The following is a 16,653-nucleotide window of genomic DNA, read 5'->3' on the forward strand; positions in this document are numbered from 1 at the left end:
AGGACCTCATGACCAGTCAGGACACCGGCAGCGCCCTCGACGGCCCACCGGACCTGCCGGACGCGATCGCCGTGACCGGACTCGCGTGCCGGTTCCCCGGCGCGCCCGACGCCGGGGCCTTCTGGGAGAACCTGCTCGCGGGCCGCGACACCGTCACGTTCCGCGGCCGCGACGAGCTGGCCGCCCTCGGCGTGCCCGCCGACCGGCTGGACGACCCCCGGTTCGTGCCCGCCGGGGGCGTCCTGGAGGGCATCGACGAGTTCGACGCCGAGTACTTCGGGATCACCCCCGCCGACGCCGCGCTCATGGACCCCCAGCAGCGGCTGTTCCTCCAGTGCGCGGTGGCCGCCCTGGAGGACGCGGGCCAGCGCGTGCGGGACGCGGCGGGCGGCGTGGGCGTGTACGCGTCGGCCGGGTTCAACTCGTACCTCACCCACCACCTGCTGCCGCACGCCGCCGAGCTGGGCCACCGCGCGGACGTGCAGTGGCTCGCGGCGGGCGACAAGGACTACCTGGCCACGCAGACCTCGTACCGGCTCGGCCTGACCGGTCCCAGCCTCAGCGTGCAGACCGCCTGCTCGTCCGCCCTGGTGGCGCTCCACCTGGCAGGTGAGGCGCTGCTCAGCGGCGAGTGCGACGTCGCCCTCGCCGGGGCCGTCTCGGCGGGCGTCGGGCAGGGCCTGGGCTATCTGCACACCGAGGGCGGCATCCTCTCGCAGGACGGCCACTGCCGGCCCTTCGACGCCTCCGCCACCGGCACCGTCTTCGGCAGCGGCGTGGGCGTCGTCGTCCTCAAGCGGCTCGCCGACGCCGTCGCGGACGGCGACACGGTACGGGCCGTGCTCCTCGGCTCGGCCGTCAACAACGACGGCGACCGCAAGGTCGGCTTCACCGCGCCCGGACTGGACGGGCAGGTGCGGGTCATCACCGCCGCGCAGGCCGTCGCCGGGGTCGGCCCCGAGGACGTCTCCTGTGTCGAGGCCCACGGCACCGGCACCGCCCTCGGCGACCGCATCGAACTGACCGCCCTCAACCGGGTGTTCGCCCCGGCGCCGGACGCCCACCGGGTCCTCGGCGCGGTCAAGTCCAACGTGGGGCACCTCGACACCTGCGCGGGCATGGCCGGATTCATCAAGACGGTCCTCGCCCTCCAGCACCGCACGCTGCTGCCCACCGCGCACTTCACGCGCCCCTCGCCCGACCTCGACCCGCAGCGCTTCCGGGTGCTCACCGCGCCCGAGCCGTGGCCCGGCGCCGACGGCACCCGCACGGCCGGCGTGAGCTCCTTCGGCATCGGCGGCACCAACGCCCACGTGATCCTCCAGGACCCGCCGCCCGCCGCGCGCCGCCCCGCCGCCGGGAAGGACGACGCCTGGCAGGTGCTGCCGCTGTCCGCCCGCGCCCCCGAGGCGCTCGACCGCCTCGCCGCACGGCTGGGCGAGGCGCTCACCACGCCCGGCGCGCCCGCGCTCGCCGACGCGGCCCACACCCTCCAGACGGGCCGCGACCCGCACCCGTGGCGGCGCGCCGTCACCGCCGCGCCCGGCCGCACGGACGCCCTTAGCGGCGCCGCGACCGGATCCGGCGCGTCCGCCGAAGCCGTGCGCGCCGGGGGCGTCTTCGCCGGTGCGGCGTTCCTCTACCCCGGCCAGGGCGCGGGGACGCCCGGCATGGCCGCCGAGCCGTACGCCCGCGAACCCGCCTTCCGGGACGCCCTCGACCGCTGCCTCGACGCGCTGCGCCCGTGGACCGACGCACCCCTGCGCGCCCTGCTCCTCGACCCGGGCCACCCCGGCAGCCTGGACCGCACGGAGACGGCCCAGCCCGCGCTGTTCGCCGTCGCGTACGCCCTGACGGAATGGTGGGCCGCGCTCGGCGTCCGCCCCGCCGCGGTCGCCGGGCACAGCGTCGGCGAGCTGGCCGCCGCCTGCGCCGCCGGGGTGTTCACCCTGCCCGACGCCGCCCGCCTCGTCGTACGGCGCGGCGCGCTGATGGGCGGGATGCCGGAGGGCGCGATGCTCGCCGTGCCGCTGCCCGAGGCGGAACTGCGCGCCCTCATCGCGGACTCCGGCCCCTGGCCCGGCGACGGCGCCGCGCCCGGCGTGCCCGCGATCGCCGCCGTCAACGCGCCCGACCGGACCGTCGCCGCCGGCACCCCCGGCGCGGTCGCCCGCCTCACGGAGCTGCTCGCGGCCCGGGGCGTACCGGCCCGCCGGCTGCCCGTGCGGCACGCCTTCCACACCCGCCACGCGGACGGGCTCCTCGACGACTTCGCCGCGCTGGTCGCCGCCACCCCGGCGCGCACGCCCTGCGTGCCGGTGATCTCCTCCCTGACCGGGCGGCCGCTCACCGCCGAGGAGGCCGCGTCGCCCGCGCACTGGGCGCGGCAGCTGCGGCAGCCCGTCCGGTTCGCCGACGCGCTGCGCGCCCTGCCCGACGGCCTCGTCCTGCTGGAGGCCGGGCCGGGAACGGCGCTCACCGGGTTCGCCCGCCGCACGCTCGGCGCCGACCGGACCGTGCTGCCGGTGCTCGGCGCGCTCCGCGACGACGAGCCCCCGGCGCGGCTCACCGCGGTGGCCCGGCTGTGGGAGCGCGGCGCCGACATCGACTGGACGGCGCTGGGGGAGCGGGCCGGGCGGCGCAAGGTCGCGCTGCCGACGTACCCGTTCGCCCGGACCAGCCACTGGTTCCGGCCCGCCGGGGCGGCCGCCGCCGCTCCCGCCGGGGCGCTCGCCGGCACCGTGTCCGCGACCCCGGCCGCTTCTCCGGCCACGCCCCCGGCCGGTTCGCCCGCCGCGTCCCCGGCCGGTGCGCCCGGCAGCGCGGCCACGGCGGACGGCGGCGCGGCCGGGGACGGCGCCCCGCTCGACGGGTGGCTGCGCGTCCTCGACTGGGCGCCCTCCCTGCCCGCCGCGGCGGAGGCCGCCGTACCGGGCAGCGTCCTGCTCCTGGCCGACGAGGGCGGCCTCGCCGACGCGGTCGCGGACCGCCTGGCCGCGCGGGGCACGCGCGTGCACCGGGTGCGCGTCGGCGGCCCCGGACTGCCGGACGGCCTCGCGGCCGACGACGGCCTGGGCGGCGGCCCGCGCGGTCACCTGCTGGACCCTGACCACCCCGGCGCCTTCGCCGCGCTCGCCGCCGCACTGGCCGCCCGGGGCGAGGCCCCCGACGCGGTCGTGTCCTGCTGGGCCGCCGACGACCCCGCCCTGGACGACGCCTCCGCCGACACCGTCGCCCGGTGCGCGCGGCGCGCCGTCACCGTCCCGGCCGCGCTGAGCCGGGCCCTCGGCGACCGCTTCCCCGACCGGCCGCTGCGCCTGCTGCTGGTCACCGAGGACGCCCTCGCCGTGGCCGGGCGGCGCCCCGGAACCCCGCACGCCGCCGCCGCCACCGGCCCGGCCCGCGTGCTGCCCCACGAGCTGCCGGACTGCGCGGTGCGCGTCCTCGACCTGGAGCGCTTCCCCCGCACGGGCTCCGGGCCCGCCCGCGCCGCCCGCGCGGTCGTCGCCGAACTCGCCGCGCTCGCCGCCCCGTACGCCCCCACCGGCACGCCCGCTGCGGCGGGCGCCACCGAGCCGGTCGTCGCCGTCCGGGGCCGCTCCCGGCTCGTCCCGGTCCCGGCGCGGCCCGCGCTGACCCCGCCCGGCCGGGACGCGGACCCGCTGCCCGACGGGACCTGGCTGGTCACCGGCGGTCTGGGCGGCATCGGCGGCGCCGTCGCGGAGCGGCTCGCCGCTCCCGGCCGCACCCTGGTCCTGCTCACCCGCCGACCGGTGGCGGACGGCCCGGCCCGGCACGTCATCCGGCCCGAGGGCGCCGGACCGGCCCCCCAGTGCCCGCCCGCCGTGGAGGCCGCCCTGGCCGGGCTCGCCGAGAAGGGCGCCGAGGTGTGCGTCGTCCAGTGCGACGTGTCCGACGAGCCGGCCCTGACGGCCGCGCTGGGCGAGGTCCGCGCGCGGTACGGCCGCATCGCCGGCGTCGTGCACGCGGCCGGGCTGCCCGGTGGCGGCGTGCTGGCGCTGCGCGAGCCCGGTGACATCGCCCGCGTCCTGGAGCCGAAGGTCCGCGGGACCGTGCTCCTGCACCGGCTCACCGAGGCGGACGAGCCCCTCATGGTGCTGTGCTCCTCGGTGCTCGCCGTGGCCGGCGCGGCCGGGCAGGCCGACTACGCGGCGGCCAACGCCTTCCTCGACAGCTTCGCCCACACCACCGACACGGCCGTGTCGATCGGCTGGGACCGCTGGTCGCAGACGGGCATGGCGGTGGCCGCCGCCCCGGCCCGCGCGGCGGACCCCGGCGAGCCGCTGGACCACCCGCTGTTCGCGGCCCGCCGCGCGGCGCCCGGCGGCTGGACCGAACTCGTCCTCCGCGACGGCCCGCACACCGCGTGGCTGTCCCGCGAGCACCGCATGGCCGGCGAGCCGGTGCTGCCCGGCACCGCCCTGCTCGACCTGGCCGTGGCCGCCCACCGCGCGCTCGCGCACCCGGACGGCGACGGCGACGCCCGCGAGGCCGCCGGGGGCGCAGTCGAACTGGACGCCGTGTTCACCGCGCCCGTCCGCATGCCGGAGGAGGACGCCCCCGAGGTCGCCGTACGGCTGCGGCCCCATGCCGACGGCGGCCACGACTGGGAGGTCCGCTCCTCCACCGGCGCCCGGCCCCACGCCCAGGGCCGCCTCAGGCCCCACGACGGACCCCGCCCCGCCCGCGTCCCGCTCACGACCACCGCCGCCGAGTCCGCCGCCGAGTCCGACGCCGCCGCGTCCGGCGGCACCGCGCCGGTCGGGCCTGCGGCAACGGGCGCCGAGGCGACGGACGACGCGCGGAGCGGACTGCTGCGGACGGGGCCCCGCTGGGCCTGCGTCACCCGCACCGACCGGCCCGGCCGGGACGGCGAGCGGCGCCTGCTGCTGACGCTGCGCCTCCCGGAGGAGTACCGCGCCGACACCGCGGCCCACCCGCTGCACCCGGCGCTGCTCGACGCGGCCACGGGCGCCGTCGCCCAGGCCACCGGGCGCCACCTCCCCGTCGCCTACGGCAAGCTGACGGTGTACCGGGACATACCGGCCGAGGGCCGCGCCCTGGTGGCGTTGCGCTCCGGTGACCCGGCCGCCGAGGACGGCACCCTCGTCGCCGACGTCACCCTCACCGACCGCGAGGGCGACCCCGTAGTCATCGTGGAGGGCTTCGTACTGCGCCCGGTGCCCGCCGCGGCCGGCCCGCACGACCCCGCCCCGCACGACGCCCCCGCCGCGCACCCCGACGGCATTCCCACCGCCGAGGGACTGCGCGCCCTCACCCGCGTCCTCGCCAACCCGCACCTCGCCCATGTGCTGGTCACCCCCCGCGCCGCGGCGGAACCGCACCCGGCGCAGGCGCCTGCGGGCGCGGACGCCGGGACCGGGGCGGGGCAGGACGACGCGGCGCCGGAGGACGTCCCGTCCCGCATCGCCCGCGTCTGGGCCGACATGATCGGGCTGCCCGCCGTGGCGAGCGACGCCAACCTGTTCGAACTGGGCGCCGACTCGCTGGCCATCGTGCAGATCGCCGCCCGGATGCGCGGCGCGGGACTGCCCGTGTCGCCCGGCGACATCTTCGCCCACCCCACCCCCGCCGCCCTCGCCCGCAGGATCGCCGAGTCGGCGGCGGAGACCCCGGCCGGCCCCGCCTCCGGGACGGACGCCACCACCCCGCCCGATACACCCGACGCATCCGCGGCACCCGCCGCACCCGCCCCGAGCCACGCCCCCGGCGCCACCCCGTCCGCCGACGCACCGGGCCACTTCCCCGACGCGGACCTCAGCACCGAGGACCTGGCCCAGGTCATGCACCTGTTCCGGTCCGGAGAGGACACCCAGTGAACGACATCGAGGACATCTACCCCCTTTCCCCCGTCCAGGAAGGGATGCTCTACCACGCCACCACCTCTCCGGAGCAGGGCCTCTACGTCGAGACGACGACGTTCCGCCTCACCGGCCCGCTCGACGTGGACGCCCTGACGGCCGCCTGGCAGGCCGTCGTCGCTCGCCACCCCGTGCTGCGCACCGCCTTCGTCCACGAACGCATCAGCGCCCCCCACCAGGTGGTCCTCCCGAACGCCCAGGTCCGCGTCGACGTGCGGGACCTCACCGGCCTGGACCCCGCCGCACGCGACGAGGAGGTGGCGGCCGAGACCGCCCGCCGCCGCGCCGAGCCGTTCGACCTCACCCGGCCGCCGCTGATGCGGCTCCTCGCCCTGCGGCTGGGCCCCGACGAGCACCTGATGGTGTGGACGTACCACCACATGATCCTGGACGGCTGGTCGGCCGCCCTGCTCATGGCGGACGTCACGGCCGAACTGGCCCGCCCCGGCGGCGCCGGCACCGCCCCGCCGCCCCCGTTCCGCGACCACATCGCCTGGCTGCGCCGCCAGGACCCGCGGCGCGACCGCGCGTTCTGGACCGCGTACCTCGACGGCTACGACGAACCGGCCGTGTTCACCCTGCCCGGCGTCCGGCCCGGCGCCAAGCCGTCGGGCCGGTTCCGCACCGTGCGGGACACGCTGCCCGCCGACGCCACCGCCCGGCTGCGCGCCCTCGCGGCGGCCCGCTCCACCACCCTCGGCAGCCTGGTCGAGGCCGCCTGGGCGGGCACCGTCGCCCGCTACTCGGGCCGCGACGACGTCGTGTTCGGCGTCACCGTCTCCGGCCGCCCGCCGCTGCCCCGCGCCGAGTCGATGATCGGCATGTTCATCAACACCGTCCCCGTACGGGCCCGTGTCGACCACGACCTGCCCGCCGAGGAGTGGATCGCCGGGTACGCGGCCTCCCGCCACTCCGTCCTGGAGCACCAGCACACCCCGCTGACCGACGTGCAGCGGTGGGCGGGCGTCGAGCGGGGCGGGCAGCTCTTCGACACCGTCGTGGTGTTCGAGAACTACCCGGACGCCTCCGAGGCCGTCCTCGCGGGCGGCGCCCTGCGCACCACGGACGTCCACTACGAGACCCGCACCAACTACCGCGCCACGCTCGTCGTCCGCGCCGCGGGCGAGCTGCGCGTCCAGCTCGTCGTCGACGCCGACGCGTTCGACGAGGCCGAGGCGGACGCGCTGGTCCGCCACGTCACCACCGTCCTGGCCCGCCTCGCCGACCACCCCGGCGCCCCCCTGCGCGACGTCATCGCCGTGCCCGACGACACCCGCGCCCTGCTGCTGGACCGGTGGAACGGCACGGACGTCGACCGGACACCGCCGCGCGCCCTCCTGCCCGACCTGATCGCCGAGTCGGTCCGCACCCGGCCCGGCCACCCGGCGGTCGTCGCGGACGGCACGGCGTACACCTACCGCGAACTGGACGACCGGGCCACCGCCCTGGCACACCGGCTGGCCGCGCACGGCGTCGGCACCGGCGACCGGGTCGGCGTCTGCCTGGGCCGCGGCGCCGACCTGGTCACCGCCCTCCTCGCCGCGGCCCGCGCGGGCGCGGCGTTCGTACCGCTGGACCCCGCCCACCCCGCCGACCGCACGGCGTACGTCCTGCGGGACGCCGCCCCGGCGCTGCTCCTCACCGACGCCCCGGCCGCCCTCCCCGCGGACGCCTGGGACGGCCCCGTCCTCGACCTCACCCGCGAGCCGCTCCCGCCCACCGCGCCGGCCGCCCCCGAGGACACCGCGGCCCTGCCCGGCGCGACCGCCGACGGCCTCGCCTACGTCATCTACACCTCCGGCTCCACCGGCCGCCCCAAAGGCGTCGCCATCGGCCACCGCGCGCTCGCCAACCTCGTCGACAGCCTCGCCCTGCGCCACCCCGGCCTGAGCCCCGACGACCGGTTCCTCGCCCTGACCACCCTCACCTTCGACACGTCCCTCGCCGAACTCCTCGTCCCGCTCGCCGCGGGCGCCACCGTCCACGTGGGCGGCGGCACGCTCGGCCTGAGCGGACGCGAGGTCGACGCGTACACCGCCCGGCACGGCATCACCGCCCTCCAGGCCACCCCGTCCCGGTACCGGGCCCTCCTCGACTCCGGCTGGCAGGGCGGCGACCGGCTGCGCCTGTACAGCTGCGGCGAGGCGTTCCCGCCGGACCTCGCCGAACCGCTCGCCAAGCGCGGCCGGTCGGTGTGGAACATGTACGGCCCGACCGAGACGACCGTGTACTCCAGCGTCGAGGAGATCCACGCCGGAACCACCCGCGTCACCGTGGGCCGCCCGATCTCCCACACCGCCCTGCGCGTCCTCGACCCGCACGGCGCGCTGGTCCCGCTCGGCTGCGTGGGCGAGCTGTGCATCGGCGGCCACGGCGTCGCCGAGGGCTACTGGAACCTGCCGGAGCTCACCGCCGAGCGGTTCGTGCCCGACCCGTACGACGCGGGCCGCACCCGCATGTTCCGCACCGGCGACCACGCGCGCGTCCTGCCCGACGGCCGGGTGGAGGTGCTCGGCCGGATGGACCGCCAGCTGAAGCTGCGCGGCTACCGCATCGAGCCCGGCGAGATCGAGCAGGTCCTCCTGGAGGCGCCCGAGGTGGCCGCCGCCGCCGTGGCCGTACGCGACGACCGGCTCGTGGCGTGGACCGTGCCGGCCGACCGGACCGCCCCGGCGGGCCCCGACCGGCTGCGCGAACGGCTCCGCCACCGCCTCCCCTCGTACATGATCCCCGAGGTCCTGGTCACGCTGGACGACCTCCCGCTGACCCCCGCCGGCAAGACGGACCTCCTCGCGCTCACCGTCCCCGACGAACTGCCCGCCCCCGCCGCCGGTACCGACGCGGCCGCGGAGGGCGCCGGGGCGTCCGGCGGCCTGGAGGAGCTCGTCGCCCGCCTGTTCCGGGAGGTCCTCGCCCTCCCCGAGGTCGGGCCCGACGACGACTTCTTCGACCTGGGCGGCGACTCGCTGCGCGCCATGCGCCTGGCAGGCCGCCTCCAGACCGAGCTGGGCTCCGACTTCGACGTCGAGCTGCTCTTCGACTACTCGACGGTCCGCGAACTGGCCGCCGGCATCGCCCGCATCACCGCCGACGGCGGCACCGGCACCACCGCCGACGGCGGCCCCGGCGCCGCCCGCACCACGGCCGACGAGAACTGACGCAGAAAGGTCCCCCGCCATGGAAACGCCAGCCGACGCCGCCCACCGCCTCGACACGGCCCTGCTCGCCCGCTGGGACGCCCACCCCGGCCTCCCCGCGATCGTCGACGGCGACGACGTCGTCCTCGCCGGGGAGGTCAGGGACCGCGCCGTGCGCACCGCGGCGCTCCTGCGGGAGCGCGGCGTCCGCCCCGGCGACCGGGTCGCGGTCCTGCTGGAGCGCTCCGCGGACTTCGTGATCGCGGTGACGGCCGTCGTCCTCGCCGGCGGCGCCCACGTGGCCATCGACACGGCCAACCCCCGCGACCGCGTGCACTTCCTGCTGGAGGACAGCGCGCCCCGCATCGTCCTCACCTCCGACGCGCTGCGCCCCGGGCTGCCCGACGGGCTCGGCACCCGCGTCCTGACCGTCGAGGAGTGCGCGAAGGCCCCCGACCCCGACGGGTTCGCCCCGGCGGACGACCTCGCCGACCGCCCCGCCGTGGTCATCTACACCTCCGGGTCGACGGGCCGCCCCAAGGGCTCGCTGCTCAGCCACCGCGGGGTGACCGCCCGCCTGCGGTCCCTGCAGGGCAGCCACCCCATCGACGCGGACGACCGGGTGCTGCACCACACGGCCTGCACCTTCGACATGTTCCTGGTCGAGGTGTACTGGCCGCTGCTGCACGGCGCGGCCATCGTGATCGCCGCCCCGGGCCGCCACCGCGACCCGGAGCACCTGGCCCGGCTCATCCGCGACCAGCGCGTCACGACGGTCTGGTGGGTGGTGTCGCTGCTGGAGCTGTTCCTGCTGGCGCTGGGCCCCGGGGAGCGCGTCGACGGGCTGCGGCAGGTCCTCACCGGCGGCGAGGCGCTGAGCCCGGAGCTCGTACGCCGGTTCCACAGCCGCTCCCGCGCCACGCTCAGCAACCTGTACGGGCCGAGCGAGTGCAGCATGTACTGCACCGCGTGGGTGTGCCCGCGCGACCCGGACCCGGAGACCGTCCTGATCGGCTCCGCCATCGAGGAGACGACGCTGCGGATCCTCGACGAGCACGGCCGGCCCGTGCCGCAGGGCGAGCCGGGCGAGCTGTACATCGGCGGTGTCGGCGTGTCCCTCGGCTACCACGACCGTCCCGAGCTCACCGCCGAACGCTTCGTCCCCGACCCGGTCGACCCGTCCGCGGGCACCCTGTACCGCTCCGGGGACCTGGTGCGGGAGGTGACGCCCGGACAGCTGGAGTACCTGGGCCGGGTCGACCGGCAGGTCAAGATCCGCGGCTTCCGCATCGAGCCGGGCGAGATCGAGGGCGCCGCGCTGGGCGTGCCCGGGGTGCGGCAGGCGGCCGTGGTCGCCGACGGCACGGGCCACGAGACGCGCCTGGTCTGCTTCCTGGTCCTGGACGGAGCCGGGGAAGGACCGGCGCCGGACGGCGACGCCCGGCGCGGGGCGGAGCGCGTACGGTCCGCCCTCGCCGACCGGCTCCCCGCGCACATGGTGCCGGCCGCCGTGGTCGCCCTGGAGCGGTTCCCGCTGACCCCGAACGGCAAGCTCGACCACGCGGAGCTGACCGCCCGCGCCGCCGAGGCCCTGCCCACCGCGGCCACCGTTCCCGCCCCCGCCACCGTTCCCGCCCCGGCGGACGCCGCCCCCGCGGGCGCCGCGCCCGGCACGGGCACCCCGGCCGGGGAGGCGGACCTGGCGGCCGTCGTCGCGGAGGTGTGGGCGGCGGTCCTCGACGTCCCGGCGGTCGGGCCGGACGACGACTTCTTCGCCCTCGGCGGCGACTCGTTCCGCGCCGTCCGCGCCGTCCGCGAACTGGAGGAGCGCACCGGCCTCCAGGTGCCGATGCACCTGGTGTTCGAGGCGTCCGAGGTCACCGAGTACGCCGAGGCGGTGGCGGCCCTCACCCGCTGACGCCCGCCCGCACCCGCCACCCACCCCCTCCCACCCCCCCCGCACGAGGAGACGTCATGCAGTTGTCCACCATCGGCACGAAGCTGGCCGGGCTGTCCGGTCTGCGCAGCATCATGGAGGACGTCGCCGCGTGCACCGCCGGGGCGTCGGCGGGGGAGTGGCTCAATCTGAGCGTCGGCAACCCCGCCCTCATCCCCGAGGCGCGCGACATGTGGCGGGCCGCCCTCGCGGAGGTCCTGGAGGAGGACTTCGGCGGGACGAGCGGCAGTTACGGCGCAAGCCGGGGCAGCCACGTGCTGGTCGAGGCCATCGCGTCGTACTTCCACCGGACGTACGGCTGGCGGCTCGGCCCGGAGAACATCGCGGTCGGCCCGGGCAGCCAGATGGTCTGCTTCGCCGCCGCCGCGCTGTTCGCCGGGCCGTCCGCCGGGGGCACCCGCCGGGTCGTGCTGCCCATGGTCCCCGACTACACCGGCTACCAGGGGCTGTGCCTCCACGAGGGCGGCATCGTCGGCGTGCCGCCCCGCGTGGAGCGGGAGGGCGACCACCGCTTCCGGTACGCCCTCGACACCGAGGCGCTGAGCCGCCGGACGGACATCGGCATGATGCTCGTCTCCAGCCCCGGCAACCCCACGGGCCGCGCGCTCGACCCGGCGGAGCTGCGCGCCCTCACCGACCTGGCCGCCGAACGCGACGTGCCGCTCTTCCTCGACCAGGCGTACGGCGCCCCGTTCCCCCGCATCGGCGAGACCCACGGTGAGCCGGCGCTCGACGACCACGTGGTGCACTGCTTCTCCGCGTCCAAGGCCGGACTGCCCGGCGAGCGGATCGGCTTCGCCATCGGAGCGCCCCGCCATATCGCCCCGCTCGCCTCGTTCATGTCCAACTCGGTCCTGCACGCCCCGAAGCTCGCGCAGGCGGCCCTCGCCCGCGTCCTCGCCGACGGCCGCCTCGACACCGTGGTCCGCGACGCGATCACCCCGCACTACGAGGAGAAGCGGCGGTTCGCCGAGAAGCTCCTCGCGGAGCGGATGCCGTCGGACGTGGACTGGCGGCTCCACTCCGGCGAGGGCGGCATGTTCTGCTGGCTGTGGGTGGACCACGACTGGTTCGACGACCTCGCCCTCTACACGAGGCTGAAGGAGCAGCGCGTCTTCGTCGTGCCGGGCCGTCACTTCTTCGTGGACCCGCTGGAGACCCCGGGCCTCGCCCCCCACGCGACGCGCTGCTTCCGCCTCAGCCTGAGCGCCGACGAGGCCACCCTCACCGAGGGCATCACCCGCCTCGCCCACACCCTCACCACCCTGCGCCCCTGACCGCCCGCACGGCGCCCCCGTGAGCACGCCCGGCGGGGGCTGCGTCAGGAGTCCCCGCTACGTCACGACCGGCGGCAGCGGTTCGCAGGCCGCGTGCCATGCGGGAGGGAGGGCGACGCCGGTGCGGGCGGCGATGACCCCGCCCGCGATGGCGCAGGTGGTATCGATGTCGCCGCGCCCGGCGACCGTGACCCACAGGCCCTCGTGCAGATCGTCGAGGTGCCCCGCCGCACACCACAGGGCGTACGGGACGGTGTCGGGCCCCGACATCCGGTAGCCGGAGCCCAGGACCTCCGCGGCGTGCCGAACCGAGGTGTGCTCCGGCATCCGGGCCGCGATCCGCACGCCCGACCGGACGTCGCTGTCGGGGAGCCGGTCGGCGACCGCCCGCAGGAAGTCCGGTCCGGCCGGGGCGGCCCCGCCCCGGCTCCGCGTCGCCAGCGCCGCGGCCAGAGCCACGGCCACCGCTCCGGCGACCGCCTCCGGGTGGTGGTGCGAGACCGCGCTTTGGCGGGCGGCCTGCTCGGCGGCCACATCCAGGTCGGCGCTGTGCCAGGCGCCGAGCGGGGCGACCCGCATGGCCGCGCCGTTGCCCCAGGAGCCCTGGCCGCCGAACTGTCCGGCGACCACCTCCCGCCAGGGCTCGCCCGCGTCGATCCGGCGCAGCACGTCATGCATCGAGGCCCCGTAGCCGCGGTGCGTGTCCTCGGCGTAGGCCGCCGCGAGGCGCAGGGCCAGGCGGTCCTGGTCGACGATGCCCCCGCCCTCGACGAGTTCCCGTACGAGGACCAGCGCCTGAGCGGTGTCGTCACTCCACTGCCACAGCGGTTCCGGGGGCAGCGCCCGCGCCTCCAGGGCCGCCGGACCCTGCCTGCGCAGGATGCCGAACCAGCGGTCACCGAAGGCGTCGCCGAACGCGAGGCCGCGCAACGAGTCCGGCACGGCGGCAGGTATGTCGATCATCAGCGCAGTGTCGCAGCGCGGTGCCCCTCCCGCACTCCGGTTTCGGAGCGGCCGCTTCTGCCCGCGCATGCGCTCGCCGCAACCGCGGGCCGCGTTCCTCGCCTCGAACGGCACCGGAGTCCCCTTCACGGTCCGGGAGACCGGTGCGGGCCGGGCCGACCCGCTCGCGGAGCGGCGGTTCCTCGACCCCGCCCAGGGCTCGGGCCCGGCCCGCAGGCAGGTGGAACAGCGCCGGCGACTGGAGGGACCCCTCGCGCGAACGGTTCCCGGCGCGGGGTGGACCCGGCCCGGGGCGTTCAAGCTCTGACCTGCGGGCGGAGCGGGGACGGCGGCACCCGTCGGGTCCGGTGCGCGCCCCCCGAGCCGCGGGGCACGCGGCCTCCACGGCACCGGAGGGCCTGGCCGGGGTCGCGGTACGGGGCCGCGCGTGCGGGCAGTCCGGAGTCGAAGAGGGCGTGTCAGGAGTCTTGACCGGGTGCGGTGGAAACCTTAACTTTCTGGCACTTGCTGAAAGTTGCAGCAATGTTTTGCGGAGCGTGCCGTGGTGTTACGCCCGTGATCGCATCCACTCCTCAACCTCACCCCCACCCTTGGGAGCGCCTCATGAGCCCGCTCGCCTCCGCCCGGAGACGGACGTCCGCCGCCCTGGCGGGCGCCGGACTGTTACTCGGTCTGGTGACCACCCTCGCCTCGCCCGCCCCGCCGGCCGCCGCCGCGCCGGTCTCCAACGGCGACAAGAAGGTCACCGCCGTTCTGTTCGAGTGGAACTTCGATTCGATCGCCCGCGAGTGCACCCGCACCCTCGGCCCCAAGGGCTACGGGTACGTGCAGGTCTCCCCGCCGCAGGAGCGCATCCAGGGCAGCGCGTGGTGGACCGCGTACCAGCCGGTCAGCTACAAGATCCAGGGGCCGCTCGGCGACCGCGCCGCCTTCGAGAACATGGTCGACACCTGCCGCGGCGCGGGGGTGAAGGTCGTCGCCGACGTGGTGCTCAACCACATGACGTCCGGTTCCGGCACCGGCACCGCCGGCACGCCGTACAGCAAGTACCACTATCCCGGCACCTACTCCGACGGGGACTTCCACGGCTGCCGCCGCCCCATCGGCAGCAACTACGCCGACCGCTACAACGTCCAGGAATGCGAGCTCGGTGAGACGGGGCAGCCGTCGCTGTCGGACCTGAACACCAGCAGCGAGTACGTCCGGGACCGGATCGCCGGGTACCTCAACGACCTGCTGTCGCTGGGCGTCGACGGCTTCCGCATGGACGCCGTCAAGCACATGTCCGCCACCGACCTCGCCGCCATCCGCGCCAGGCTCAGCAACCCGCGCGTCCACTGGATGCAGGAGGCCATCCACGGCGCGGGCGAGGCCGTGTCGCCGAACGAGTACCTGGCCACCGGCGACGTCCAGGAGTTCCGCTACACCACCGACCTCAAGCGGGTCCTGACCGGTGAGAAGCTGTCCTACCTCAAGAACTTCGGCGAGGGCTGGGGCTACATGCCCTCCGCGCAGAGCGGCTCCATGGTCGCCAACCACGACACCGAGCGCAACGGCTCCAGCCTGAGCTACCGCGACGGCGCGAACTACACGCTCGCCCACGTCTTCATGCTCGCCCACCCCTACGGCGCCCCGTCCGTCCACTCCGGGTACGAGTTCACCAACCGGGACGCCGGCGCCCCCAACGGCAACGCGGTCAGGGCCTGTTACAGCGACGGCTGGAGCTGCCAGCACGCCTGGCGCCAGATCGCCAACATGGTGGCCTTCCGCAACGTCTCCGAGGGCACCGCCCTCACCCACTGGTGGGACAACGGCAACAACGCCGTGGCGTTCGGCCGCGGCAGCAAGGCGTTCGTCGCCATCAACCACGAGAGCGGCCCCCTCACCCGGACCTTCCAGACCGCGCTGCCCGCCGGCACCTACTGCGACGTCCAGCACGGCGACCCGACGGCGGGCGGCGGCTGCACCGGCACCACGTACACCGTCGGTGCCGACGGCACGTTCACCGCCACCCTCGCGAGCAACGAAGCCGTCGCCCTCCACATCGGCGCGCGGGTCGAGGAGAAGCCCGGCGACAACACGGCCACCGTCTACTACAGCACCGACAGGAACTGGTCCGCCTACAGGATCCACTACGCCGCGACCGGCGGTATGTGGACCGCCTCACCCGGTGTCGCCATGGAGAGCGCCTGCCCGGGCTGGGTGAAGAGGAGCATCGCACTCGGCTCCGCCACCGGCCTCAAGGCGGCGTTCAACAACGGCTCCGGCACCTGGGACAACAACAACGGCGCCGACTACGCCCTCGGCACCGGCGACATCACGGTCCGCAACGGCACCGTCGGCACGGGCAACCCCTGCGCCGGACAGCAGGCCGAGCCCGGCGCGTCCTTCACCGTCACCGCCACCACCGTCCCCGGCCAGGACATCTACGTCACCGGCGACCACCCCGCCCTCGGCAACTGGTCCGCCGCCGCGGCCCTCAAGCTCGACCCCGCCGCGTACCCGGCGTGGCGGCTCGACGTGAAACTGCCCGCGGGCACGGCCTTCGCGTACAAGTACATCCGCAAGGACGCCGCCGGGAACGTCACCTGGGAGAGCGGCGCCAACCGCACCGCCACCGTCCCCGCCGACGGCAAGGTCACGCTGAACGACACCTGGCGCGGCTGACCCGTCACCGGTACGCGCGTGGGCAGGTCCGGCCGCAGCCGGTACCTGCCCACAGCGCACGGGGCCACAGCCCGCGGGGATCAGGCCTGTGCGAAGGAGGGGCGCCCCATCCACCAGTTGCCGGGCGCCTCGGGGTCCGGGCTGGTCCAGAACTCGACGATCGCGTTGGTGAACTCGCCGGCTGACAGCACGCCGTCGCCGTCGGCGTCGAGGCGGCTGAACGCCTCGGCCGCGTCGTCCTCGGAGAACGCCGGGAAGTGCCCGCGCTGGAACGCCAGGAACTCGGAGGGGCCGATCAGGCCGTCCTGGTCGATGTCGGCGATCCGCAGATAGGTCTCGGCGAGCCTGCCGAGCGAGGCCCTGGCGGCCTCGGGGTCCTCGGCCAGCGTCCGGGTCGACGCGACGAACTGGTCCTTGGGGATGCCCTCGCCGCCGTCCGGGACGAACGGCAGATGCACCTCGCGCCAGATCGACGTGTAGGCGTCGATGATCCGCCGCGTCTCCGGTGAGTCCTCCGGGTGGCCGAGGGCGAGCGCCACCCGGCGGCCCATCTCCACATGGTCGTCCTCGGTCAGCACACCGTTGCCGTTCGCGTCGAGCCGGTCGAAGCCCCGCTCGATCTTCGCTGTCAGAAACGCCTGGTCGGCCATCATCGCTCCTCGTGGATATGAGCACCGGGAACGGGGCACGGAGTGCGCCCGTCGCGCTGGGCAACGATGGGCCGTCGGGAAGGCAACGCCTTGGGCGCG

General features: G+C 76.3%; 8 protein-coding genes. 6 read left to right on the forward strand and 2 right to left on the reverse strand.

Features of this window, described 5'->3' with window-relative positions:
* Nucleotides 1-8: 8 nt before the first annotated feature.
* Genes ACSUPT_RS23095 through ACSUPT_RS23110 form a run of 4 tightly spaced genes read left to right on the forward strand, consistent with a single transcriptional unit; the run spans nt 9 to nt 12,274 of the window.
* Complete coding sequence (locus tag ACSUPT_RS23095; RefSeq protein WP_436945412.1) at nt 9-5,861, forward strand: SDR family NAD(P)-dependent oxidoreductase; 5,853 nt, start codon at nt 9-11, stop codon at nt 5,859-5,861.
* Nucleotides 5,858-9,061, forward strand: coding sequence for a non-ribosomal peptide synthetase (locus tag ACSUPT_RS23100; RefSeq protein ID WP_436945413.1), 3,204 nt, complete (start codon nt 5,858-5,860; stop codon nt 9,059-9,061). Before ACSUPT_RS23095 ends, ACSUPT_RS23100 begins: the two co-directional genes overlap by 4 nt.
* Nucleotides 9,062-9,080: 19 nt before the next feature.
* On the forward strand, nt 9,081-10,958 hold the full coding sequence (locus tag ACSUPT_RS23105) for an amino acid adenylation domain-containing protein (RefSeq protein WP_436945414.1): 1,878 nt from the start codon (nt 9,081-9,083) through the stop codon (nt 10,956-10,958).
* A gap of 56 nt (nt 10,959-11,014) precedes the next feature.
* A complete protein-coding gene (locus ACSUPT_RS23110) occupies nt 11,015-12,274 on the forward strand; it encodes a valine--pyruvate transaminase (protein ID WP_403505479.1) in 1,260 nt (419 codons plus the stop codon).
* 57 nt (nt 12,275-12,331) lie between these two features.
* Here the strand turns inward: ACSUPT_RS23110 and ACSUPT_RS23115 are convergent, their stop codons facing one another.
* The gene (locus ACSUPT_RS23115) at nt 12,332-13,237 is read right to left on the reverse strand and encodes an ADP-ribosylglycohydrolase family protein (RefSeq protein ID WP_436945415.1); all 906 of its coding nucleotides are present in this window, start codon (nt 13,235-13,237) and stop codon (nt 12,332-12,334) included.
* A 67-nt stretch (nt 13,238-13,304) separates the two neighbouring features.
* Between ACSUPT_RS23115 and ACSUPT_RS23120 the strand changes: the two genes are divergently transcribed.
* Nucleotides 13,305-13,544 carry a hypothetical protein gene (locus ACSUPT_RS23120; protein WP_436945416.1) on the forward strand — a complete coding sequence of 80 codons (240 nt, stop codon included), beginning with the start codon at nt 13,305-13,307 and terminating at the stop codon, nt 13,542-13,544.
* 296 nt (nt 13,545-13,840) lie between these two features.
* A complete protein-coding gene (locus ACSUPT_RS23125; protein WP_436945417.1) occupies nt 13,841-15,904 on the forward strand; it encodes a carbohydrate binding domain-containing protein in 2,064 nt (687 codons plus the stop codon).
* A gap of 80 nt (nt 15,905-15,984) precedes the next feature.
* Here ACSUPT_RS23125 and ACSUPT_RS23130 read toward each other — a convergent pair whose 3' ends face one another.
* The gene (locus tag ACSUPT_RS23130) at nt 15,985-16,554 is read right to left on the reverse strand and encodes an EF-hand domain-containing protein (protein ID WP_365726537.1); all 570 of its coding nucleotides are present in this window, start codon (nt 16,552-16,554) and stop codon (nt 15,985-15,987) included.
* Nucleotides 16,555-16,653 lie beyond the last annotated feature (99 nt).

The sequence above is a fragment of the Streptomyces sp. SudanB25_2051 genome (genome assembly GCF_964272635.1).
Taxonomy (GTDB): domain Bacteria; phylum Actinomycetota; class Actinomycetes; order Streptomycetales; family Streptomycetaceae; genus Streptomyces.

Bases quoted from the DNA above. Each gene is read 5' to 3' on its own strand.
- ACSUPT_RS23120 (WP_436945416.1), top strand. From the start codon at position 13,305: ATGCGCTCGCCGCAACCGCGGGCCGCGTTCCTCGCCTCGAACGGCACC.
- ACSUPT_RS23115 (WP_436945415.1), bottom strand. From the start codon at position 13,237: ATGATCGACATACCTGCCGCCGTGCCGGACTCGTTGCGCGGCCTCGCG.
- ACSUPT_RS23130 (WP_365726537.1), bottom strand. From the start codon at position 16,554: ATGGCCGACCAGGCGTTTCTGACAGCGAAGATCGAGCGGGGCTTCGAC.
- ACSUPT_RS23105 (WP_436945414.1), top strand. From the start codon at position 9,081: ATGGAAACGCCAGCCGACGCCGCCCACCGCCTCGACACGGCCCTGCTC.
- ACSUPT_RS23110 (WP_403505479.1), top strand. From the start codon at position 11,015: ATGCAGTTGTCCACCATCGGCACGAAGCTGGCCGGGCTGTCCGGTCTG.
- ACSUPT_RS23095 (WP_436945412.1), top strand. From the start codon at position 9: ATGACCAGTCAGGACACCGGCAGCGCCCTCGACGGCCCACCGGACCTG.
- ACSUPT_RS23125 (WP_436945417.1), top strand. From the start codon at position 13,841: ATGAGCCCGCTCGCCTCCGCCCGGAGACGGACGTCCGCCGCCCTGGCG.